This window comes from Mesorhizobium sp. LSJC269B00 (genome assembly GCF_000502815.1).
Lineage (GTDB): Bacteria > Pseudomonadota > Alphaproteobacteria > Rhizobiales > Rhizobiaceae > Mesorhizobium.
The window spans coordinates 62,748-84,080 of the sequence record NZ_AYVN01000004.1 but is presented as its reverse complement, the minus strand read 5'-3'; the positions used below and the strand labels follow the sequence as shown (position 1 = coordinate 84,080).

Here is a 21,333-nt window from a genome sequence, read left to right as displayed (position 1 = left end):
TGTGCTGAATGTGGGTGAAGCAACCATGGCCACCGCCGCACCACGACCAGATTCGGAGCGTGCGGACCAGCCGGATAAGGTCCGTCCCGACGGTTGCGAGAACCGGTGCATCGTGACAATCGGAGCATCGGCCGGCGGCGTCGACGCGCTGAAGAGACTTGTCCGCGATCTTTCGCCGGACATCCCGGCGGCTCTCCTCGTCGTACAGCACGTTGGTCCCACGAGTTACCTCGGCGACATTCTCGGTCGCGCTGCCAACATGCCCGTTGCAAATGCCTCCAACGGCATGAAGGTTAAAAACGGGCACATCTTCGTTGCACCGCCGGGAGCTCACCTTCTGTTACACCACGATCATATGCTGCTGCGGCGCGGGCCGCGCGAGAACCTGGCGCGCCCCGCCATCGACCCCCTGTTTCGATCGGCGGCCTGCAGCTTTGGCGGCAGCGTGATCGGCGTCGTGCTCACAGGCAGCCTCTCCGACGGCACCGCCGGCCTGCACGCAATCAAGATGTGCGGAGGCGTCAGCGTAGTCCAGGACCCCGGCGACGCTGCAGTACCCGACATGCCGCTGAGCGCCTTGCAGAATGTGGAAATCGACCATTGCGTCCCTCTGTCCGAAATGGCTGGCCTGTTGCACAGGCTTGCTTCCGAAATCGCAGGACCGACACCAGAAATCCCGTCCGGCATCCGCCTTGAGGCAGCGATTGCAGCTCAGGAGCACAGCACAATGGAATTGACCGAAGGCCAGCTTGGCGCCCCCTCGACATTTGTCTGCCCCGAATGTCATGGCCCCCTATGGGAGATCGAAGACGGGCCGATTACCCGTTACCGCTGCCACACCGGACATGCGTTCGGGGCAGACGTTTTGATGCAGGCCCAGGCTGACGATGCGGAACAGGCTCTTTGGAGCCTTCTAAGAGCGCACCAGCAGCGGGCTGAGTTGGCGAAACGTACGGCAAAACGCGAAGCCGCGCGGGAAAGACACAGCCTGGCCAGTCAAATGGCTGCGCGCGCCGCGGAATACGAAGCCGACGCGAAACTTATTGAAGAGATCATCCATCGTCGAACGCCGTGACATGCAACAGCGTTTGTCAGGGCGGGTACGTCTGCGCTGTCCCGATCGCATTTTCCTGGATCAGCCGGGTTGCCTCACCGCTTGGCATGTGGCCACGGGTGTCCAGGTCCCATGCTTTGATTGAACACCTGCACCCAAATCCAACTGCATGAATTTTATGCAAAGCAGGAACATAGAAGCATTACGCGAGTTAGGCACTGACGCACTGGACGTATCCTCGCATTCTGCGGTCTGCCGGGGTGGTCCTTGTTATGTAAACGAATGCCAGGACAATGTATCGCTCGCAGCTTTTCGTACCTCTTTTTGGCCTGCTGTTGCTGATGGGTGGCCTGTTCCACGGGCACGAGGCCATGGCGCAGGAACCCTGTCCGGCCGACCACGACAAGCTGCTTGCAGCCCTCAAAGCCAACGTGAAGGCAAGCGGCGGACCAGCCAATGGCGGCTTTGAAACCAACGAATGGGCAGCCATCGTTGCCCGTGACGGCACTGTCTGCGCGATTGCGTTCAGCGGCCCCACCCCCGACTCGCAATGGCCGGGAAGTCGGCTCATAGCAGCGGAGAAAGCCAACACGGCCAACGGTCTCAGCCTGGCTCAGATGGCCCTCTCGACGGCCAATCTCTATGCGGGGGTGCAGCCCGGGGGACCGCTATTTGGCCTGCAGGAGACCAATCCTGTCAACCAGGCCGCGGCCTATACGGGCGATCCCAAAACGTTCGGAAGCGGCGGCGACCCGCTCGTCGGCAAGCCGATCGGAGGCGTCGTGGTGTTTGGCGGCGGGCTTGCCCTCTACGACGGCAAGAGCATTGTCGGCGGCCTCGGCGTTTCAGGCGATTCCTCATGCGCCGATCACAATGTCGCCTGGCGTATCCGCGCGGCGCTCGGCTTCGACAAGGTCCCGGCAGGCGTCAATCCAAATCGCAAGGATGCCATTGTCTACGATCTGGACCCCGGCGGCAAAAGCGCTTCGGGCTGGGGCCATCCGCTTTGTGCCGGAACGGAGGCCGACATCGCGGCCGAACTCGGCGCCGGCGTGGGAGGCTCGATCAATAAATGAAAGCTATGCCGCAGTTGGCATTGACGCGCGTTGACGTAGAACGACATACCCGCAAATTGGCAGCCGGGAATTCGTTTTGCGCTATCCTTCTGGTGACGCTGCTCGCCTGCCTGCCGCTTTTGGGCGCTGCGTCCGAGCCCCCTAAAACACCAGCGATCGTACCGCCAGCCGCAGCTTCGCCACCCGATGACGGCCAATGGACGATGCCGGCCAAGAACTACGCGTCGACGCGCTTCAGCGAACTCTCCGAGATCAATGAAGGCAACGTCAAGAACCTGCAGGTCGCGTTCACGTTCTCGACAGGCGTGAACAAGGGCCAGGAAGCAGCGCCGCTGGTCGTCGGCAACACCATGTATATCGTGACGCCCTTTCCCAACTTCGTCTATGCGCTCGATCTCTCCAAGCCCGGCGCCCCGATGAAGTGGAAGTACGAACCCAATCCCGAGCCGGCGGCACAGGGAGTGGCCTGCTGCGACGTCGTCAACCGAGGGGTGGCATTCGCCGACGGGCGCATCTTTTTCAATACGCTGGACGGCCACACGATTGCCCTTGATGCGAACACGGGCAAGCCGATCTGGAACACTCATGTCGGCAACATCAACATCGGCGAGACCATCACCATGGCGCCGCTTGTGGTGAAGGGCAAAGTGCTGGTCGGCAATTCCGGCGGCGAGATGGGCGTTCGCGGCTGGGTAAAGGCGCTCGACGCCGGCGACGGTCATGTCGTCTGGATCGCCTATAGCACCGGGCCGGACAAGGACGTGCTGATCGGATCGGACTTCAAGCCGCACTACGACATGGACAAAGGCAAGGATCTTGGCGTCACGACGTGGCCGCCGGAAGCCTGGAAGATCGGCGGCGGCAACATGTGGGGCTGGATTTCCTATGATCCCGATCTGAACCTGATCTTCCACGGCACCGGCAATCCCGGACCATGGAATCCGGATTTGCGGCCGGGCGACAACAAGTGGACGTCTGGCATTTTCGCGCGCGATCCCGACACCGGCGCGGCGAAATGGTTCTATCAGTGGAGCCCGCATGACCTCCACGATTATGACGGCATCAACGAGCAGATCCTGCTCGACATGACCTGGCAGGGCAAGCCGCGCAAGGTGCTGATCCGGCCGGAGCGCAACGGCTATCTCTACATCCTCGACCGGACAACCGGCGAGGTGCTGTCGGCAAAACCGTTTGGTCCGGTCAACTCCAGCAAAGGTGTGGATCTGAAAACCGGTCGGCTGATCGTAAACCCGGACAAGAAGACCGGCACCGGCAAGGTCGTTCGCGATATCTGTCCGACGGCGTCGGGCCTCAAGGACTGGCAGCCTTCCGCGTTCTCGCCGAAGACCGGCCTGCTCTACATCCCGCACAACAATCTGTGCATGGATGAAGAAGGCGTCGAGGTGAACTACATCGCCGGCACGCCCTATGTGGGCATGAACGTCCGCGTGATACCAGGGCCCGGCGGTAATCGCGGCGCCTTCACCGCCTGGGACATCGCCGCGGAGAAACCCGCCTGGAGCCTCAAGGAGAATTTCCCGGTGTGGAGCGGCGCGGTGGTGACCGCCGGCGACGTTGTCTTCTATGGCACGATGGAAGGCTGGTTCAAGGCGGTCAGCGCCAAGACCGGAGACCTGCTTTGGCAGTTCAAGACCTCGTCCGGGATCATCGGCCAGCCCATCACCTATCGCGGTCCCGACGGGCACCAATATGTCGCCATCCTCTCAGGCGTCGGCGGCTGGGCCGGCGCAATTGTATCGGGCGATCTTGATCCGCGTGACGCCACCGCCGCGCTCGGTTTCGTCAATGCCATGAAGGATCTGAAGAACGCGACAACCTTGGGAGGCACGCTTTATGTGTTCCGGCTGCCTTGATGAATTGTACTTGACCGTAGGTCCGGCGCGAAAGGCGTGTCAACGACTGGCGATCGGCATGGCCGCCATCGCCTTCGTGTTCTTGACGGCCACAGCCGACGCACGTGAGCTGAGGGTCTGCGCCGATCCGAACAACATGCCGTTCTCCAACGCGGCCGGTCAGGGCTTCGAGAACAGGATCGCCGAAATCGTTGCGTCCGATCTCGGCGCGAAGCTGACCTATACCTGGTGGGCGCAGCGCCGCGGCTTCATCCGAAACACGCTGAAGGCCGGTCTATGCGATCTCGTGCCGGGCACGCCGAGCAACCTCGAAATGCTGCGCACCACCACGCCCTACTACCGATCGTCCTATGTCTTCGTCACCCGCAGGGACGGCCCCGACGTAGCATCGTTCAATGATCCGCGGCTGCGCGACATGCGGATCGGTGTTCAGCTCATCGGCGACGATGGCGCCAATTCGCCTCCGGTCCAGGCGCTTGGCCGCCGCGGTATCGTCGGGCACCTCGTCGGCTATCCGGTGTATGGCGATTATTCCGCCCCCAACCCGCCGGCGCGCATCGTCGAAGCGGTGGCGAGTGGCGAGATCGACCTTGCCGTGGTCTGGGGCCCCCTCGCCGGCTACTTCGCCGCCAGGCAGAAGGTGCCGCTCCGCATCACGCCGGTTTTGCCCCGCATCGACGGACCGCAACTGCCGATGATCTACGACATCTCGATGGGCGTCCGCCGCGAAGACGATGCGCTGCGCGGCGATGTCAATGGTGCCCTGTCCAGGCACAAGGTCGAGATAGATGCCTTGCTGTCACAGTATGGCGTGCCGCGCCTCGATGCCCCGGGGAGCCCGGTGCGATGAGAGCCGTTGTGGCCATGCTCCTGTTTCCAGTCCTGGCGCTCGCTGCCTGCCAGCGCGAGGAACGTGACACGCGCCCGCAATCGGCGCTCGGATCGGGCGAGCAGCCGACGCCTGTGACCACGCTGGAGCCCGGCGGACAGCGCCCCCCCGCCAGCGATAACAAGGCGGCGAGCTTCGAGGCCAACGCCTTCCATATGAGCGAAGGGAAACGGCTTTTCGGCTGGTTCAACTGTTCGGGATGCCACGCCAATGGCGGCGGCGGCATGGGGCCGGCCCTGATGGACCAGAAGTGGCTCTATGGCAGCTCGATCGAAAGCATCCATGCCACGATCCGCGACGGTCGGCCAAACGGCATGCCGAGCTTCCGCGACAAGATTCCCGACGACCAGATCTGGGAGCTTTCGGCTTTCGTGCGCTCGCTGAGCGGCAACGCGCCGTCTTCCGCCGCGCCGCAACGCAATGACGACATGATGGCGCATCCGTCGGAAAACCGCATGCCCGACGCGGCCACGCTGGGGAAGTCGCCGTGAAACGTCTCGTCTCGATGGCGTTCGCCACCGCCGGCGCTCTGTTGCTCCAGGGATGCGCGGGCTGGCAATCCGCCCTCGACCCGAAAGGTCCCGCGGCGAGCGAACTGGCATGGCTGATCTGGTTCTTCACCGCGCTCTGCGCCGTGGTGTGGGTGCTGGTGATGATCGCCCTCGTCGTGCCCTTGATGATGCGGTCGCGCGCGCAGGCGGAGCCGCTCGCGATCAAGGCCGGCGCCGACGACCGGAAGCTGCGCGCGGTGATGACCGCCGTCGGGTTGACCGCCATTGTCCTGATCGGACTGACCTTGCTGAGCTTCTTCGCCAACAGGACGCTCGCCGCGATCGGCTCGGATGCCGCACTGACCATTCGGGTCACCGGCCATCAATGGTGGTGGGAGGTGCGCTATGAGGATGCCACGCCAAGCCGCATCCTGACCACGGCGAACGAGATCCATATCCCCGCCGGGGAGCCGGTGCGGCTTCTTCTGACCTCGACCGACGTCATCCATTCCTTCTGGATCCCGAGCCTTTCGGGCAAGCTCGACCTCATTCCCGGCCACATGAACGTGCTCGACCTCAAGGCAGACAAGCCTGGTGTTTACCGAGGTCAATGCGCCGAGTTCTGCGGGGCGCAGCACGCAAACATGGGTACCTTCATCATCGCCGAGCCGCGTGCGAAGTTCGACGCTTGGTGGAACGACCAGTTGCAGCCGGCAGCTACTCCGACGGGGGACGAGGCCAAGGCCGGCCAGGATCTGTTTCTGAAGCGCCCTTGCGTGATGTGTCACAGAATAGGCGGCACGCCTGCCGGAGGAACGGTCGCCCCCGACCTCACCCATATAGCCAGCCGGCAGACGCTTGCCGCCGGGACATTGACGATGAGCCGCGGCAACCTCGCCGCCTGGATAGCCGACCCACAGGGCATCAAGCCCGGATCCCACATGCCGGTGGTGGAACTCAGCGGCGACGAACTCAACGCCATGGTCGCCTATCTCGAGGCGCTTAAATGAGCAGCGCGGATCTCACAAGCGAACGCGACCTGCCGCGCGAAACGCCCGCCACAGGCGACGTCGCACCCGAGCATGACGGACCGCGCGACACCGGCATGGACGATGCCAGCCTGGATCGCTGGCTGGCGCGGACATGGCGCACGCCCCCCGGCATCATCGGCGCGCTGTCGAGCGTCGACCACAAGGTCGTCGCACGGCGCTATCTGATCACCGCCTTCGTGTTTCTGTGCCTGGGCGGGCTCAACGCTGTCGCCATGCGCATCCAGCTCTCAGGGCCGCAGCGCGGTCTGATCGGCCCGGACCTCTACAACCAGCTGTTCACGATGCATGGTGTGACCATGATGTTCCTGTTCGCCGTGCCCATCGTGCAGGCGACAGGCATCTATCTCGTCCCGCTGATGGTCGGCAGCCGCAACATCGCCTTTCCCCGCCTGAATGCGTTCAGCTACTGGATCTATGTTTCGGGCGGCATATTCGCCTGGGTGTCTTTCGCGCTCAACATGGCGCCCGACGTCGGCTGGTTTGCTTATGTGCCGCTGTCAGGCCCCGAATTCGCGCCGGGCAAGCGGGCCGACGTCTGGGCCCAGATGATCACTTATACAGAAGTATCCTCCCTGGCCGTCGCGGTGGCAACCATCGTCACCGTGTTCAAGCAGCGAGCCCCCGGCATGTCGCTGGACAGGATTCCGCTCTACGTCTGGGCAATGCTGGTTACCTCCTTCGTCGTCGTCTTCGCCATGCCCGCGGTGATGATCACCTCGACCTTCCTGATCCTCGACCGGCTGGTCGGCACACATATCTTCAACCCGGCCGAGGGCGGCGACGCACTGCTCTTCCAGCATCTGTTCTGGTTCTTTGGCCATCCCGAGGTCTACATCATCTTCCTGCCGGCGACGGGCATGGTCTCGGCGATCATCCCGGTCTTCGCCCGGCGTCCCGTGTTCGGGCATCTCGGGCTGGTCCTGTCGCTGATCGCCGTCGGCTTCCTTTCGTTCGGCCTCTGGGTCCATCACATGTTCGCGACGGGACTACCCAAGCTCGGCGCCAGCTTCTTCACCGCGTCGAGCATGCTGATCGCCATCCCCAATGGCGTTCAGATCTTCTGCTGGCTGGCGACCTTGTGGGACGGCAGGCCGGTGATCCGCACGCCGCTGCTGTTCGTGTTCGGCTTCTTTTTCATCTTCGTCATCGGCGGCCTCACCGGCGTCATGCTCGCTTCGGTGCCGCTGGACCTCCAGGTGCACGACACCTATTTCGTCGTCGCCCATTTCCATTACGTGCTGATCGGCGGTTCGGTCTTCCCGCTGCTGGGCGCGGCCTATTTCTGGTTCCCCAAGATCAGCGGCCGCATGATGAGCGAGCGTCTCGGGCGCTGGCATTTCTGGCTGGCTTTCATCGGCTTCAACGCGGCTTTTTTCCCAATGCATCTCGTCGGGCTCTGGGGCATGCCACGAAGGGTCTACACCTATCCGGCCGAGCTTGGCTGGGGCAACATCAACCTGTTCATCAGCGCCGGCGCGGTGCTCTTTTTCCTCAGCTTCGTACTGTTCACGTTCAATCTTGTACACGGCGCGTTGAAGGGCGCACTGGCCGGAAACAATCCCTGGGATGCCGGTACGCTCGAATGGGCGACGTCTTCGCCGCCGCCAAGCTATAATTTCGCGCGGATACCGATTGTCACACATGTCGAGCCGCTCTGGGCCGAACGCGAGGCGCTGCCTGTGGCGACCGGACTCCGCGTCGATGTCCGTGAGCTGTTGATCTCAACCGTGGCGGAAGCCCACCCCGACATTCGCGAGAAATCGGCGACACCGTCGATCTGGCCGCTGCTGGCGGCAATCGCCGTCGGCGGTACGTTTGTCTATTCGATCTTCACGCCCTGGGCGATCGTCTGGGGCGCTGCGCCGATTGCCATCACCTTGATCGGCTGGTTCTGGCCCAAGGACGACCCGGAGGATGAGGGATGAGTGAGCGTCCCAACTTGGATCTTTCCGCCCTCCCGACCTTTGGACATGGCCCCCGCAGTCCGACCTGGTGGGGAACGCTCGGCTTCATGGCACTGGAGGGGATGGGCTTCGCGCTGGCCGCGGGCGCTTATCTCTATCTCGCGACCTTGTGGCCCAACTGGCGTCTAAGCGCCCCGCACCCCAACCATTGGCCCGGAACGATCGTCACCATCCTGTTCATTATCAGCGTGGTGCCGAATCACATCCTCCACGGCCATGCCAAGCAATGCGCGATCGTGCCGGTGCGGATCGGGCTGGTGGTGATGTCGCTGCTCGGTCTGGCCCCGCTTGTCGTGCGCTGGTTCGAATTCCCGGCGCTGAACATCTACTGGGACACGAACGCCTATGGTTCGATGCTCTGGGTGCTGCTCGGGCTGCACACCACACACCTGATCACCGATGTCGGCGACACCATCGTTTTGACGGTGCTGATGTTCACACGCCATGGCTATAGCGGCCGGCGCTTCGGCGATGTCGGCGACAATGTCTTCTATTGGGATTTCGTGGTGCTGACCTGGATCCCGATCTATCTGCTCATCTACTGGATGCCGAGGCTAGGCTGATGCGTGCGTTGAAAATGGGAACGTCCTGGGCTGGTCTTCTGTCGGGGCCGATGGCTTGGGCAATCTCGACGCAGCTGAACTACGCACTCGTACCATGGCAGTGTAACCGCCAGGTGCCGGTGGTGCTTCCCGTGGCACTGGTGCTCGCCGTGCTTTCGCTGCTCGGCGGTGCCTTGTCATGGCGGGCGAAGCGGCAGGGCGGCGCCGCCTTCAAGCCTGAGCGCACGCGCAGCACCGAGCAGTTCGTCGCCGATCTCGGCATGCTTGCGGCATTGCTGTTTGCCCTCGTCATCATCATGCAAGGCAGCGCGGCTCTCATTCTCGACGAGTGCCTGCGATGAGCTTCGACGCGTTCTTCTCGACCTCGATCTGCTACGGCGCCGGCGCGCCCGAGGCCGGATGGACGCTCGCATTTCCCATCACGTTTCCGCTGGCCGCGATTGCCTTCCTTTATGCCATCGGAGCGACTCGGTTGTGGCGCCGCAGCAGCCGAGGCCGTCCCGAGCGGATGCGGCAGGCGTTGTTGTTCGCCGCCGGTTGGGGCGTGCTGACGGCAGCACTGGTCAGCCCCATCCATGCGCTCGGCGAGCGGGTGTTTGCCGCCCATATGATCGAGCATGAACTGCTGATGGCGGTGGCGGCGCCTCTCCTTGTCGCCGCGTGCCCAGGCGCAGTCCTGCTCTGGTCCTTGCCGGCCTCACTTCGCCGCGGAACGGGCAAGCTCACGCGCGCAAAGACGCTGCAATCGGTTTGGGCCCTGGTGATCCGCCCCCTCAACGCGACGATCATTCACGGCGTCGCCATCTGGATCTGGCACATTCCGGCGTTGTTCCAGGCAGCGCTCCAGCAGGGCTTTCTCCATTATGCCCAGCATGCGAGCTTCCTCGGCACAGCCTTGCTGTTCTGGTGGGCGCTCCTACCGCGCCCCGGTCGACAGCAAACCTATGGCAACTCCGTCATGCATCTTTTCTTCACCTCGCTTCATACCGGCCTGCTCGGTGTCCTGCTGCTGATGTCGCCCAAACTCTGGTATCCGGAGAATGGCGCCGGCGCGGCATTGTGGGGAATGACCGCGATCGAGGACCAGCAGCTCGCCGGATTGGTAATGTGGGTTCCGGCAGGCTTGATCTATGGCGGCGCCGCCTTGCTGCTCGCCGGCCTGTGGATAAGCAGCAGCGCAACCAGGGAGGCAACACATGCGCTCCGACCTGGGTAGGCTGATCGGGGGCGCCCTTGCCGCAATCCTGCTGCTGGCTGCGGCTGTCGCAGCGGCGACTTTGTGGTCCGACAGGCGCGAGCGCGTCCGGCACGAGTCGGATGCGGCGACCGGCGGCGTAGGCGCCCGCGCCATTCCAATCATGACGGCGAATGGCTGCTCCGGCTGCCATACGATACCCGGCGTGCCGGGCGCGCAAGGCCAGGTCGGACCCCGCCTAGACGGTGGCCTTGCCGACAGGGTCTTTATCGGTGGCCTGCTGGCAAACAATCCGGAGAACATGATCCGCTGGATACGCTCGGCGAGGGAAGTCAATCCGCACACGGCCATGCCGTCGACGAGGATCACCGAGCAACAGGCGCGGGACATCGCCGCTTATCTCTATGCTTTGAGGTAAATCAGCCCTCGCCGCCGCGCCGAGACCACAAGCCGCGGCCGGGATCGTAGCCGATGACCGCCGCGAGGAAGAAGGCGATGAGGCAGCCAAGGACCACAATCGCGGCGACAGGATCGAACCGCAGATAGAGCGCGAAGCGTATCAGCTCGACCGCCGAGCTGAACGGGTTCCAGGCGGCGATTGTTGCCAGCACCGGTCCCGCCTCGGCAAGCCGCCACAGCGGATAGAGCGCCGTCGAGGCAAAGAACACCGGAAAGATGACGAAATTCATGACACCGGCAAAGTTCTCCATCTGTGTCGAAACCGAGGAGACAAGCAGGCCGAACGCGCCAAGCATCAGGCCCGCCAGCACGAGCGCCGGAAATACCGCGACGTAGCCGAGAACGGGCGGCCGCACATCCCAGAAACGCGCGATCAACAGAAACAAATAGACCAGCGGCACGCCGACGATCACGCTGGCCAGCAGGCGCGCCGCAAGCAGGTACCAGCGCGGCAATGGTGCGGTCAGCAACAAGCGCATGCTGCCCATCTCGCGATCGTAGACCATTGCCAGCGAACTCGCCATGGCATGGAAGAGCAGCATCATGGCCGCTAGCCCGGGCACCACATACACGTCATAGAGAACATAGGTCTGGTAGGGTGGCGTGATCGACAGACCGAGAACGGAGCGGAAGCCAGCGGCAAAGATTGCCAGCCAGACCAGCGGCCGTACCATCGCCGAGAGCAGCCGGCCGCGTTGCCGCAACGTGCGCAGCATCTCCCTGCGCAGGATGCCGTTGAGCGCGCGCACCGCGTGAGACGTTTTCATTCGGACTCCGTCAGCGACGCGAAGGCCTCGCCCGTGCTCGCTACACCGAGATCGGTAGCCAGGCGATCGGCGCGGCCGGCCCACCGCATTGTGCCTCGATGCAGCACCACCACATCGTCATCCGCCGTTAGTTCTTCCAGAAAATGTGTTGCCCACAGGACGGCAATGCCGCGCTCGCGGCAAAGCTCCCGCACGTGCCGCTCGAGCGCGCGGCGGCCCGGCACGTCGAGCCCGGTGGTCGGCTCATCCAGCAGCAAAAGGCGTGGGCTATGCATCAGAGCGCGTGCTATCTCGACACGGCGACGCTGCCCCCCGGAAAGCGCTCGGGCAGGATCGTCGATCCTGTCCAGCACGTCCAGCCGGCCGAGTTCGTGGATGGAGCGCTCCTTGCTCAAGGCCTGGCTAAGCCCATGCAAGGCCGCGTGGTAACGCAGGTTCTCGCCGGCCGTCAGATCGAGATCGAGGGTCGGCAACTGGAAGACGACCCCCATCTGCGCCAACGCGGCGGACGGGTTGACATCCATCGCCTGGTCGAAGACATGCACCGAGCCGGAGCGGGCGTGATAAAGACCGGTGATCAGCGAGAACAACGTCGTCTTGCCGGCGCCATTGCGGCCTAGCAAGATGCACATCCTGCCTTGGGCCACAGAGAAAGAGACGCCGTCGAGAACCCGCCGGTTTCCGAAACTATGGCCCAGATTCTCGACCGACAAGGCGTTCATGGCCCGATCACGACGCCCCACGGCCCCCGCCCTACCGGCAGCGATTTCACCACCTCCTGGTTTTCCAGGTCGATAAACGAAATATCGCCGGAATTCCCGTTTGCGCTGACCAGGCGCTTCTGGTCGCCGGAGAGCGCAACGTGCCAGGGTCGTTGACCAACAAGGTAGAGCCGACGGACCGTCAACATTTTCACATCGACTTCCGCAATCCTGTTAGCGGGGCCGAGCGCCACATAGACGGTCGTGCCATCGCGGGACGTCGCCATGCCGACCGCCTGCACACCCTCGCGTCGTATACCCGGCACCTCGAACTCGACTTTGCCGGTCTGCGCGCGCGTTGCCGTGTCGAAGACGGTGACAGTGCCCCGGATCTCCGAGGACACCCAGAATTGCTTACCGTCCGGCGAGAATAAAGCCGCGCGCGGCCGGGTATCGACCAGCAGATTGTCGACGAGTTCAAGCGTGCCTGCGTCGATCAGATGCACCATGCTGGTGGTCTCCGAAGTGCAGGCGACATAGCGGCCGTCGGCGCTGGCCGCCATTCCTTCCGGTTCGACGCCGACATCCACGGTGCCGATGACCTTGGCCGCGGCGATGTCCACCACCGACACCAGATTGTCATTCTCGTTGGCGACGAACAGCCGCTTGCCATCGGGATGGACTGCGAAGAATTCCGGATCGGCTCCCGAGGGCAATTCGCCGACGACCCGCCGCTGCGCGACGTCGACCACGTCGATGCGGTTGTCGTCGCCTTCCGCGACGAAAAGCATCTTGTTATCGATCGACAGCGCCAGCCCGCGCGGACGGCGGCCGACATCGATCGTCGCCAGCAAAGTCATTGTCACGCCGTCGACGACCGCGACGGTATTATCCTGCTCGTTGGAAACGTAGATGGTCTCGGCGGCGGCGGGAGCAGCAAGAGCGAACGCCGCCAACAACAGCGTCATCAGAACTTGCATGTGCTCTCCTCCAGGTCGATGCCCAGCGTGTCGAGCGGCGTGCGCTGATGCAGGAAGCCCGGTTGCGGTGAGCTGGAAATCAAGAGGCGAGGCCCGGCGATCAAAATGGGCTGGCGCATCTGTCCGTCCCAGGGACGGAAACTAAGCCCCTGCCCTTTGAAGCCAGCGAGAAGAAACGCGTCGCCGCGTATGTATCTGCCGATTGCCGCAGGATCGAGACTGTGCAGGCGCGTCGCCGCTTCGCCGATACTGCGCACAGCGAGCCAGGCCGCGTAGTCGCCGGGCAACATCCAGCGCCCTGCCTGCCTGTGGAAACGGTCCTGCAGTTGCGTGGCGCCCCATTCCTCGCTGACAGCGCTCCAGCCTGTGGCGACCAGCCCTTGCGTGCCGGCGACGATTCTAGGCAGCGCGGTGCGGCCCTCCAGATAGGCGCCGAATTCATCCGCCTCGTCGGCGACCACGAGCACATCATAGTCGCTGACCTGCGTGACCGCTGGTATTTCGGTCTGCAGCGTGACATGCCCGGTATCGGCACGTCCGTTGGCGGGCCTGAATGTCCACGGCTGGTCGGTCGTGATCTCGGCTCCGAAGCGAGCCGCCGCCCGTCGAAAGGCCGCCGCCATCGCCTCATCCTGCGGATGCGGCCCCACAAGCAGGAACCAACGCTGCCAGCGTTTCCAGGCGAGATATTGCGCCAGCCCGTCGGCGAGCATGGCGCGGCTCGGGATCGTGTGCAGCACGTTCTGACGGCAGTCCTGCTGGCGAAGCACGTCGTCCGGCGCCCGGCTGTTGAGCAACGTCATCTGCTCGGCACCGGGCGCGGCACTGGCCTGTAGAAGCTGACTGGCGTCGAGATCGGCGACGACAAAGGCGATGCCGGCATCGGCGAATTGTCTTACCGCGTCGTCCGGCGTTTCGGTTGGTTTCAATATTCTTTCCTCCAGCCGAAATTTCTGCCCAAGAAACCGGCCGGTGCTTTCGTCGTCGGCAATGCCGAGCCGTGCGCCTTGCAGGCCGTCATCGGTGACGGTTTCATCAAGGGGTCCAAGGGGCAGAGCCGGTTTGCGCTCCTGGCCGATATACCCGATCACCATCGTCTGTTGCTCGGTGGCGCCAGGGCCGGTGATCAGCAAAAGAAAGAGAAGGCCCAGCAACAGTCTCATTGTGTCGCCCCCAGCCCAAACCGCGACGATCCCGCTTCATCGCCACCAGAGATTGCGACATCGCGCACGATGCGCGCAGGCGATCCCTCCAGAACAATAACCCGATCCCCCAGCGACGAGGCATATGCGAGATCATGCGTAACCAGCAGCGTGGTAGTCCGCCGACTGGCGAAACAATCCTGCAGCAGGCGGCGCATGGCTTGCGCGGTCGCCTCGTCGAGTGAAGCGAATGGCTCGTCGAGGAGCAGGAGCGCAGGCTCCACGGCGAGCGCCCGGGCAAGCGCTACGCGCCGCGCCATGCCGCCCGAGAGTCGCTGCGGATAGCTCTTCTCATTGCCTTTCAGGCCGACAGCGGCAAGCCACCGGGCCGCATCGGGCGCGCGATCCGGGATGGCCATCTCTACATTGCGCAAGGCGGTGAGCCAGGGCAGCAGCCTCGGTGTCTGGAACAGCATGCCTATCGGAAGCGGTCGTCCGCTCACGCTGCCGCGAAATTCGCGGTCGACGCCCGAAACGATCGACAGCAGCGTCGACTTGCCGACACCGGAAGGGCCGGTCAGGACGCAGACCTGTCCGTCGGCTATATCAAGCGACAGCGCGCGAAAGATCGTCCGGCGCTGTCCGTCGTCACCGGGGAAAGTCTTGTCCTCGATCCTGATCCTCAGCATCAGCGTCGCCAGGCGAACAGACGACGTTCCAACGGCACAAGCAGTCCATACTCTATGGCAAGCATCACAACGCCGAAGCTGATCGCATAGGCAAGGATGTGGGTGACGTCGAAGTTCTGAAAATAGACCTGTAGCTGGAACCCGACGCCGTTGGAGCGGCCGAGCAGTTCGGCGAGCAACACGATCTTCCACGTTAGTGCCAGCCCGCTGCGCAGGGTGACGAGAAAGAACGGCGCCAATTGCGGCAGCACGACATGCTGCAGCTTTGCAGCACGCCCGAAGCGATAGAGCTCAGCCATTTCGGCAAAGTCCTTGTCCAGCCGGCTGGCGCCTTCACGAATAGTCACCACGACATTGGGGATCTTGTTGAGCGCGACCGCAAGGACAAGCGCAGTCTCGGCAAGACCAAGCCAGATATAAATTAGAATGACCGTGATCAGCGCCGGCATGTTGAGGAGTAACACGATCCAAGGCCTCATCCATATGTCGGCTCTGTGCGAGCGGCCTGCCGCGTAGCCAAGGGCCGCGCCGACGACTATTGCCGACCCGAGGCTTGCCACGACGCGCGCAAGCGAGATGCCCAAATGGTATGGCAGCTCGCCCCGAACCGCTTCGTGCAGGAGAACCGAAACAACCTGGACCGGACCAGGAAACAGCCGATCGGCGGCGATTGATGATGCAATCTGCCAGACGAGCACCATGGTCAGCAATGCCGCAGTGGATTGACAACGCTGCATTGTGATGGGGAACGCTGGGACATCAGTCATTGGCGCGAGCTCAAGCCGGTATGGCCCGGAAGACACCAGGATCGAGGCTCGTCGCCTTGCCGACCAGATCCTCGCCGCCCAATTCGGCCAGGATTGCAAACAACCGGGCCGCGCCATCACGTTCGTCTTTGCCGAACCGACGAGGGATTCCGGCTCGATAGGCGGCGCGTAACGCCGCCTGTAGGTGAGGATCGTCCGTGCCCAATTGGGGCGCGAGCACCCGCCATTCGTCGTCCGAAGACTCGAGCAGCGACTTCGCTGCCGCGGTCGCGCTCGTGAATCGCGCGAGGGCTATCGGGTTGGCCCGCGCCCAGCTTTCATGGAAGACGTAGCCGAGCATCGGCAAGTCCACGGATACGCCAAGCCCCTGCAGGATTTGCGCGACACTGAGCAGAGGCCTTGCCCCCTCCGACTCGAGACGGGCGGCGAAATTCCAGAACGTCAGCAGTGCATCCAGTCGCCCCGCCAGAAATTCCTGCTCCAACAAGGGCGGCGCGCCGAACACTGGCTCCACCTCTTCAGCAAGATCGCGCTTCACCTGACGGAGGCCGAGCGCGCGCAACAGGATCCAGCTTTTGTCCAGCGGACCACCTGCGATCCCCAGCCTTTTGCCCTTGAGGTCCGCAAGAGTTCGAATGGGCGAGCCTTGCGGCAGTTCCAGCGCGCCGACGGCACGAGAATAGGGATAGAAGACCAGATCGGCGCCTTCGCTGCGCTGGCGCATGACCCAAACCCAATCCGAAACGATGACGTCGACGCTGCCCGCCAGCAATGCGGTCTTACCGGCTTCGGTACCGGCAAGCCGCTGAGCCTCGATTGATACGCCGTGCACGGTGTCCAACGCATGTCGCCGCATGACGTCAACTTCCCACGCGGCGGTGCCAAATCCCAGCACGCCAAATCGCACGAGCGGCGATGGCTGTGGCGCGGCTTCTGCGGGAGCACCCAATAGCCAGCAACAAATACCCGCAAGAGCGGCCCGCCGTGAGATGTGACCCTGATCATGCCGGGTCAGCCATTCGCCTGGAAGGGTAGCAGTCAGCACGGGCGCACCGGGTGTGAAGGAACTTTCCTAACGCCGTGGCGGCAGGAATGTTCCTCGATGGTGCATGGAACCAACGGGAAAGCACCTAAGGTCCGTTTTTCAGCTCGTATGGCAGTCCGGGGTCTTGTTCAGGCGAACAGAAGAAGGTGTCAGGGGCTACGGTCCGCTCTTGGCATCATCGACCTCCAACGCGTCCATTACAGGTGCCCGATCGCTCTTTTCGGAGCTCGGGCTCTGCACCCCGGACCCGGCGTTCTTGATCGCTTGCACGATAGCATCTTCGATGTTTCCGAGTTCGTCCTCCCTTACTTCACGCCCATAACCAGCCACCTCGGCATCTTGCTCGAATTGCTGAGCGAGCACCGCGACGCTGACTTCCTCTCGACCAGGAAGTGTGCCGACATTCTCCTGTAGCCAGTTTTGAAAAAACTCTCTGGTCGCGCTCATCTCAGACCACCCTTTCGCCAAACTAAGCGCGACGGTGAGCCGAAGTTCCATGATGCGTTCACTTTCCCAGTGGCGCTGTACTCGCAGCGTTGGGAGCCACGAGGTTTTTGCAGGCTTGATGAGGCAGTGGCCTTTCTCTTCACGACTGGTTGGAGTTCACTCTTATTGCGCAGTGTGCATCCTGATTGCGTCCATTTCGACCCTGTGGAACAAGCTCGTTGAGTTGAAGTTAGGCCCGATGCCAAGCTTTTCGGGCGCACAAGTTTTTGACGTTGCCATCGTCGGCGGCGGCCCCGCGGGGCTCGCTGCAGCCATGTATTTAGCCAGGTTTCTGCGTTCGGTGATCTTGCTCGACGCGGGGCATGCGCGTGCCAAGCTCATCCCAAAATCCCGTAACTGTCCCGGCTTCCCCGACGGCATCAGCGGGGAAGAACTGCTCGGCCGCCTACGAGCCCAGGCACAGCTATACGGCGCGAGCCTTGTCCATGGTTGCGTAGGCCACGCCGAAAAACGCGAGGGGTTTTTTGTTCTGACGACCACCTGCGGGATTGTCCAAGCAAGGCGCGTGATTCTGGCAACGGGCATTGTGGACAAGGCACCTCCCATCGAAAGACTGGAGGAGGCGATCGCAACCGGCATTGTCAGACTGTGCCCGGTTTGCGATGCATATGAGGCCCGGGGTAGCCGCATCGGCGTTGTTGGTCCGGAGCATCTCGCCGTCAGGGAGGCTCTGTTCCTGAAGGGATATGGCAGTCAGGTCGCCTTGCTCGCCAATAACCAGGATGATGTTTCCGAAGCTGCCCGCGGCGCCGCCTTGGCAGGCGGAGTTGAAATCTGGGACGCTGTCGATGACCTGATCCCTCGACGAACCGGGTTCGATGTCGTCATGGCCGAGGGCGCCCCGATGCGCAACATCGATGTGGTGTACCCTTCAATGGGCAGCGACGTACGCTCCGAACTCGCGGTTGCTCTGGGGGCTAACTGTGACGCAGAAGGCTATGTCCTGGTCAACCGACACCTTGAGACTTCAACGCCAGGACTCTATGCCATTGGCGACGTGGCCGAGGGGCTCAATCAAATTGCTGTTGCGTTCGGAGACGCCGCCAAGGCTGCAACTCACATTCATAACGACCTCCGCGATTGCGCCGAGCCGGCGACGAACTTCCGGCGAAGTTGACCTGCAGATGCGAACGCACCGTACCGGCTCACCTTTGGCTGCGTTGATGCCCGGAACCTGTTCCACCCGGCGTGAGACTACCGGCTTCGGCTTTGCTAGAGTTCTCCCAGGCGCAGCCGCTGGGTTGATGGACGGGCACGCGCTGGCGAACGGCTGGAGGAAGGAATGAAAATTCTCGTCACCGGCGCGTCAGGTCTGATTGGAGCCGCGCTTTGCGCGCGCCTGGCCGGCGAGAGTCATGAAGTGGTTCGCGTGCTTCACCACGCAGACACTGGCGTCCACCCGGAGATCCAAACCGTTTCCCTGGATATGGCGCGGGCCTTGCGACCTCAGGACTGGACCCCCTATCTCGCCGGTGTGGACGCCGTCGTAAACTGTGCCGGCGTCCTGCAGGATAGTGCCCGGGAAAACACCCGGCATGTCCATTCTACCGGCGCCTCGGCTCTCTTCACCGCGTGTGAGCACGCAGGTGTGAATAAGGTGATCCACTTTTCTGCCATCGGGGTCGATCGCCAGCAGCCGTCCGCCTTTTCCGCCAGCAAGGTCGCCGGCGATGAAGCACTGATGGCACGTAGCCTTGACTGGGTCATCCTGCGCCCCTCCGTAGTGCTGGGAAGGCCGGCCTTCGGCGCAAGTGCACTTTTTCGCGGCCTCGCGGCGTTGCCGCTCTTGCCGTTGATGCCCGACACGGGCCGTCTCCAAGTCGTCCAACTCGATGACGTCATCTCCACCGTCCTGTTCTTCCTCAAACCCGGTAGCCCATCGCACCTCACGCTGGACCTCGCTGGGCCAGAGGCACTTCCGATGAGCGAGGTCGTGGGTCGCTATCGCCGCTGGTTCGGATGGAGCAGTGCTCGGGAGTTCATCTTGCCCAATTGGGCCGCAGCTATCTTGTACAGGTTCGGGGATGCCGCGGCTCAGCTGGGCTGGCGCCCGCCGATGCGCAGCAATGCAGCAAAAGAGATTGCCCGTGGCGCTGTCGGCGATCCCCAGCCGTGGATGACGGCGACCGGCATTCAACCATCAAGTCTTACATCTGCACTGCGTTTAAATCCAGATCGGAAGAGCACACGTCTGAACTCCNATCATTTCCCTCACCGCCGGCTGGCGCAGCGGAGTTGACTTGCTGATTGGCACTGCTGCCGGCCCCTTGGCCGAACCGGCGGTAGTCGCCGGCGCGCTGGCTGACATCGCAGTCGGGGCGCTTGTCGCCTGGCGCCCAACCAGCCGGCTTGGTCTTTTCGGCGCAATCGCGGTATCGCTTTTCTATGCGACCGCTGGGAGCATTCTGCGGCCGGATCTTTGGCTTGAGCCACTCGGGCCGCTGATCAAAATCCTCCCGATCCTCGTTCTGCATTTTGCAGCGCTGGCCATTCTGGAGGAACGCTGATGATGTACTTCGTGCTTAAATACCTGCACGTGATCGGCGCTGCTGTGCTGCTCGGAACTGGTGCCGGCATTGCTTTTTTCATGCTTTTGGCACACCGGACCGGGAATGCCGCGACGATCGCAGCCATCGCCCGAATTGTCGTGCTGGCTGATTTCCTGTTCACGGCTACGGCCGTTGTCGCACAACCTCTGACCGGACTGGGCCTCGCTAGGGTTGCGGGGTATTCGCTGTCCGAAGGATGGATCGTTCTCTCGATCCTGCTCTACATCTTAACGGGCCTGTTCTGGCTGCCTGTCGTGTGGATGCAGATCGAGATGCGAAATCTAGCCACACAGGCCGCACTCTCCAACCAACCTCCTCCCGAGCGCTACCATCAGCTGTTCAGACGCTGGTTTGTCTTCGGCTTCCCAGCTTTCGGCGCCGTGCTCGCCATTTTCTGGCTGATGATTGCGCGCCCGGCAATCGAGTGGTCATCGTTGTAGCTGCGATCGGCAAGCACTGCGCCGTGAATTCATCCGTCGCGCCTAGCTGGCTCGTGCCGGCGCGATGCACTGCGGTCGGGAACCACGGTCACTGCCGCGAGTTCTTTCGCATGGCCAATCATCCCGTCACCGGCGTGCTTACTTCAATCGGCACATTAACCTCCCGCCCCGCGGCATTCCTGATCCTGTTGGTCTACGCAATCCTTTGGATGATCTTCGAGCGACAAACCCTGGACTGGCATGGAGCGGCTACCTTGTTTACGTGGGCCATGACGCTGTTCATCCAGCGTGCCGAGCACCGCGACACTCAGGCCATTCACGCCAAACTGGATGAGATCCTGCGATCAGACCACAATGCCTCGAACATCACGCGGATCGACGATGAAGAGCCCGAGGAAATCGAAAAACACCGCCACCGCAAGCAGCAGGACGACTGATGAGCGGCGTTTTGGTTTCACGGCAGGACGAGTAGCGGGTTTCCAGCTTTTGACGCCTATCCAGCCCCGCCGCCTCCTGCGCTCAGGCCCAGGCCTTCGATCCTTGCTGCGACTGTGGTTCAGCGACCGAAGGATCGGAGCCCTCTATTGTTCCACCGCATCCAGAAAAATTTGCCCGAGAACCAGGTCAGGCAAATCGGCCGGCTCGAAGTGCGTCATTCGCCCTTCTGGTTGCGCTCGACGAACTTGTTGAAACGGCTGGTTTGTCCGTCACCAGTCTTGGACTGATAAAGAAAGGCCAGATCGTTCTCGTCGAATATGCGGAAGAACTCGTCCCATTCGACCGGCTCGAATGCTTCCTCGGGTTTGCCGAAGTCGATCCGCAGGATGCCGCCCGCGCCTTTGGTGCGAACCACTGCCGGCCGTCCATCCCGCTCCTCCGCCCATTTGCGGATTTCGTCGTGATTGGTGGTCGTTTGCGACTGGGACATTGAAATCTCCTTTGATCATCGGCGTTGCCAACATCGGGCACCGTCGGGGCTGCCGGCGTCCTAACAGCACAAGGGCGGCAATGTTCCGGCACGGCGCGGCGAGCGCGATGTGGCTGCTTCCGAACGAAGCCGGCCAAAGGAACTTTGTTGAAGCCAAGGGAACAAACCTTTTGCCGAAAAGTTCGGGTCGCCAAGATTACC

23 protein-coding genes are annotated in these 21,333 nt (G+C 62.6%); 14 read left to right on the top strand and 9 right to left on the bottom strand.

Annotated elements, in window-relative coordinates; all coding sequences use genetic code 11:
* Positions 1-25: 25 nt before the first annotated feature.
* The 11 genes from X771_RS153510 (at position 26) to X771_RS153560 (ending at position 10,576) form a co-directional block, all read left to right on the top strand.
* The gene (locus X771_RS153510; RefSeq protein ID WP_023687813.1) at positions 26-1,075 is read left to right on the top strand and encodes a chemotaxis protein CheB; all 1,050 of its coding nucleotides are present in this window, start codon (positions 26-28) and stop codon (positions 1,073-1,075) included.
* 272 nt (positions 1,076-1,347) lie between these two features.
* Entirely contained in the window at positions 1,348-2,130 is a 783-nt protein-coding gene (locus tag X771_RS153515; protein WP_031202575.1) for a heme-binding protein, read from the top strand.
* The gene (locus X771_RS153520) at positions 2,127-4,004 is read left to right on the top strand and encodes a methanol/ethanol family PQQ-dependent dehydrogenase (RefSeq protein WP_023687811.1); all 1,878 of its coding nucleotides are present in this window, start codon (positions 2,127-2,129) and stop codon (positions 4,002-4,004) included. Before X771_RS153515 ends, X771_RS153520 begins: the two co-directional genes overlap by 4 nt.
* Positions 4,005-4,062: 58 nt before the next feature.
* Complete coding sequence (locus X771_RS153525; protein ID WP_245262565.1) at positions 4,063-4,854, top strand: substrate-binding domain-containing protein; 792 nt, start codon at positions 4,063-4,065, stop codon at positions 4,852-4,854.
* Complete coding sequence (locus X771_RS153530) at positions 4,851-5,384, top strand: c-type cytochrome (RefSeq protein ID WP_023687809.1); 534 nt, start codon at positions 4,851-4,853, stop codon at positions 5,382-5,384. The genes X771_RS153525 and X771_RS153530 overlap by 4 nt, the downstream gene beginning before the upstream one ends.
* Complete coding sequence (gene coxB, locus X771_RS153535) at positions 5,381-6,394, top strand: cytochrome c oxidase subunit II (protein WP_023668010.1); 1,014 nt, start codon at positions 5,381-5,383, stop codon at positions 6,392-6,394. Before X771_RS153530 ends, coxB begins: the two co-directional genes overlap by 4 nt.
* Positions 6,391-8,361, top strand: coding sequence for a cytochrome c oxidase subunit I (ctaD, locus tag X771_RS153540; RefSeq protein ID WP_023681117.1), 1,971 nt, complete (start codon positions 6,391-6,393; stop codon positions 8,359-8,361). The genes coxB and ctaD overlap by 4 nt, the downstream gene beginning before the upstream one ends.
* Positions 8,358-8,963: a cytochrome c oxidase subunit III gene (locus X771_RS153545; protein ID WP_023687808.1), complete on the top strand. Its 606-nt coding sequence runs from the start codon at positions 8,358-8,360 to the stop codon at positions 8,961-8,963. Before ctaD ends, X771_RS153545 begins: the two co-directional genes overlap by 4 nt.
* Entirely contained in the window at positions 8,963-9,304 is a 342-nt protein-coding gene (locus X771_RS153550) for a hypothetical protein (protein WP_023687807.1), read from the top strand. The genes X771_RS153545 and X771_RS153550 overlap by 1 nt, the downstream gene beginning before the upstream one ends.
* A complete protein-coding gene (locus tag X771_RS153555) occupies positions 9,301-10,179 on the top strand; it encodes a cytochrome c oxidase assembly protein (protein WP_023681114.1) in 879 nt (292 codons plus the stop codon). Before X771_RS153550 ends, X771_RS153555 begins: the two co-directional genes overlap by 4 nt.
* Positions 10,160-10,576 (top strand): c-type cytochrome, encoded by a 417-nt coding sequence (locus X771_RS153560; protein WP_023681113.1) that lies wholly within the window; start codon positions 10,160-10,162, stop codon positions 10,574-10,576. Before X771_RS153555 ends, X771_RS153560 begins: the two co-directional genes overlap by 20 nt.
* 1 nt (position 10,577) lies before the next feature.
* On the opposite strand, the gene X771_RS153565 is transcribed toward X771_RS153560, so the two are convergent.
* The 8 genes from X771_RS153565 to X771_RS153600 all read right to left on the bottom strand — a co-directional run bounded on the left by X771_RS153565 (position 10,578) and on the right by X771_RS153600 (position 17,206).
* Positions 10,578-11,384 (bottom strand): ABC transporter permease, encoded by an 807-nt coding sequence (locus X771_RS153565; protein ID WP_023681112.1) that lies wholly within the window; start codon positions 11,382-11,384, stop codon positions 10,578-10,580.
* Positions 11,381-12,106: an ABC transporter ATP-binding protein gene (locus X771_RS153570; RefSeq protein ID WP_023687806.1), complete on the bottom strand. Its 726-nt coding sequence runs from the start codon at positions 12,104-12,106 to the stop codon at positions 11,381-11,383. Before X771_RS153570 ends, X771_RS153565 begins: the two co-directional genes overlap by 4 nt.
* Positions 12,103-13,053, bottom strand: coding sequence for a PQQ-dependent catabolism-associated beta-propeller protein (locus X771_RS153575; RefSeq protein WP_245262563.1), 951 nt, complete (start codon positions 13,051-13,053; stop codon positions 12,103-12,105). The genes X771_RS153570 and X771_RS153575 overlap by 4 nt, the downstream gene beginning before the upstream one ends.
* Complete coding sequence (locus X771_RS153580; RefSeq protein WP_023687804.1) at positions 13,053-14,228, bottom strand: ABC transporter substrate-binding protein; 1,176 nt, start codon at positions 14,226-14,228, stop codon at positions 13,053-13,055. The genes X771_RS153575 and X771_RS153580 overlap by 1 nt, the downstream gene beginning before the upstream one ends.
* Positions 14,225-14,896: an ATP-binding cassette domain-containing protein gene (locus X771_RS153585; protein ID WP_023829136.1), complete on the bottom strand. Its 672-nt coding sequence runs from the start codon at positions 14,894-14,896 to the stop codon at positions 14,225-14,227. The genes X771_RS153580 and X771_RS153585 overlap by 4 nt, the downstream gene beginning before the upstream one ends.
* The gene (locus X771_RS153590; protein ID WP_245262561.1) at positions 14,896-15,699 is read right to left on the bottom strand and encodes an ABC transporter permease; all 804 of its coding nucleotides are present in this window, start codon (positions 15,697-15,699) and stop codon (positions 14,896-14,898) included. Before X771_RS153590 ends, X771_RS153585 begins: the two co-directional genes overlap by 1 nt.
* Positions 15,674-16,495, bottom strand: a complete 822-nt coding sequence (locus X771_RS153595; RefSeq protein WP_245262596.1) for an ABC transporter substrate-binding protein — start codon at positions 16,493-16,495, stop codon at positions 15,674-15,676. The genes X771_RS153590 and X771_RS153595 overlap by 26 nt, the downstream gene beginning before the upstream one ends.
* A 369-nt stretch (positions 16,496-16,864) precedes the next feature.
* Positions 16,865-17,206, bottom strand: a complete 342-nt coding sequence (locus tag X771_RS153600) for a hypothetical protein (RefSeq protein WP_245260256.1) — start codon at positions 17,204-17,206, stop codon at positions 16,865-16,867.
* Between X771_RS153600 and X771_RS153605 the strand changes: the two genes are divergently transcribed.
* The 3 genes from X771_RS153605 to X771_RS153615 all read left to right on the top strand — a co-directional run bounded on the left by X771_RS153605 (position 17,205) and on the right by X771_RS153615 (position 20,641).
* On the top strand, positions 17,205-18,332 hold the full coding sequence (locus X771_RS153605) for an NAD(P)/FAD-dependent oxidoreductase (RefSeq protein ID WP_245262559.1): 1,128 nt from the start codon (positions 17,205-17,207) through the stop codon (positions 18,330-18,332). The two genes, X771_RS153600 and X771_RS153605, sit on opposite strands and share 2 nt — an antisense overlap.
* Before the next feature lie 1,389 nt (positions 18,333-19,721).
* The gene (locus tag X771_RS153610) at positions 19,722-20,204 is read left to right on the top strand and encodes a DUF2269 domain-containing protein (RefSeq protein WP_023687798.1); all 483 of its coding nucleotides are present in this window, start codon (positions 19,722-19,724) and stop codon (positions 20,202-20,204) included.
* 110 nt (positions 20,205-20,314) lie between these two features.
* The gene (locus X771_RS153615; RefSeq protein WP_023687797.1) at positions 20,315-20,641 is read left to right on the top strand and encodes a low affinity iron permease family protein; all 327 of its coding nucleotides are present in this window, start codon (positions 20,315-20,317) and stop codon (positions 20,639-20,641) included.
* 215 nt (positions 20,642-20,856) lie between these two features.
* Here X771_RS153615 and X771_RS153620 read toward each other — a convergent pair whose 3' ends face one another.
* Positions 20,857-21,132, bottom strand: coding sequence for a hypothetical protein (locus X771_RS153620; protein WP_023667991.1), 276 nt, complete (start codon positions 21,130-21,132; stop codon positions 20,857-20,859).
* Positions 21,133-21,333 lie beyond the last annotated feature (201 nt).

What these genes read in the sequence shown, in the direction of transcription:
- X771_RS153585 (WP_023829136.1), bottom strand. Translation starts at nt 14,896, where the DNA reads ATGCTGAGGATCAGGATCGAGGACAAGACTTTCCCCGGTGACGACGGA.
- X771_RS153615 (WP_023687797.1), top strand. Translation starts at nt 20,315, where the DNA reads ATGGCCAATCATCCCGTCACCGGCGTGCTTACTTCAATCGGCACATTA.
- X771_RS153525 (WP_245262565.1), top strand. Translation starts at nt 4,063, where the DNA reads ATGGCCGCCATCGCCTTCGTGTTCTTGACGGCCACAGCCGACGCACGT.
- X771_RS153510 (WP_023687813.1), top strand. Translation starts at nt 26, where the DNA reads ATGGCCACCGCCGCACCACGACCAGATTCGGAGCGTGCGGACCAGCCG.
- X771_RS153605 (WP_245262559.1), top strand. Translation starts at nt 17,205, where the DNA reads ATGATGCGTTCACTTTCCCAGTGGCGCTGTACTCGCAGCGTTGGGAGC.
- X771_RS153545 (WP_023687808.1), top strand. Translation starts at nt 8,358, where the DNA reads ATGAGTGAGCGTCCCAACTTGGATCTTTCCGCCCTCCCGACCTTTGGA.
- X771_RS153530 (WP_023687809.1), top strand. Translation starts at nt 4,851, where the DNA reads ATGAGAGCCGTTGTGGCCATGCTCCTGTTTCCAGTCCTGGCGCTCGCT.
- X771_RS153565 (WP_023681112.1), bottom strand. Translation starts at nt 11,384, where the DNA reads ATGAAAACGTCTCACGCGGTGCGCGCGCTCAACGGCATCCTGCGCAGG.
- X771_RS153560 (WP_023681113.1), top strand. Translation starts at nt 10,160, where the DNA reads ATGCGCTCCGACCTGGGTAGGCTGATCGGGGGCGCCCTTGCCGCAATC.
- X771_RS153575 (WP_245262563.1), bottom strand. Translation starts at nt 13,053, where the DNA reads ATGACGCTGTTGTTGGCGGCGTTCGCTCTTGCTGCTCCCGCCGCCGCC.
- X771_RS153620 (WP_023667991.1), bottom strand. Translation starts at nt 21,132, where the DNA reads ATGTCCCAGTCGCAAACGACCACCAATCACGACGAAATCCGCAAATGG.
- X771_RS153550 (WP_023687807.1), top strand. Translation starts at nt 8,963, where the DNA reads ATGCGTGCGTTGAAAATGGGAACGTCCTGGGCTGGTCTTCTGTCGGGG.
- X771_RS153515 (WP_031202575.1), top strand. Translation starts at nt 1,348, where the DNA reads ATGTATCGCTCGCAGCTTTTCGTACCTCTTTTTGGCCTGCTGTTGCTG.
- X771_RS153580 (WP_023687804.1), bottom strand. Translation starts at nt 14,228, where the DNA reads ATGAGACTGTTGCTGGGCCTTCTCTTTCTTTTGCTGATCACCGGCCCT.
- X771_RS153520 (WP_023687811.1), top strand. Translation starts at nt 2,127, where the DNA reads ATGAAAGCTATGCCGCAGTTGGCATTGACGCGCGTTGACGTAGAACGA.
- X771_RS153610 (WP_023687798.1), top strand. Translation starts at nt 19,722, where the DNA reads ATGATGTACTTCGTGCTTAAATACCTGCACGTGATCGGCGCTGCTGTG.
- X771_RS153600 (WP_245260256.1), bottom strand. Translation starts at nt 17,206, where the DNA reads ATGGAACTTCGGCTCACCGTCGCGCTTAGTTTGGCGAAAGGGTGGTCT.
- ctaD (WP_023681117.1), top strand. Translation starts at nt 6,391, where the DNA reads ATGAGCAGCGCGGATCTCACAAGCGAACGCGACCTGCCGCGCGAAACG.
- X771_RS153555 (WP_023681114.1), top strand. Translation starts at nt 9,301, where the DNA reads ATGAGCTTCGACGCGTTCTTCTCGACCTCGATCTGCTACGGCGCCGGC.
- X771_RS153570 (WP_023687806.1), bottom strand. Translation starts at nt 12,106, where the DNA reads ATGAACGCCTTGTCGGTCGAGAATCTGGGCCATAGTTTCGGAAACCGG.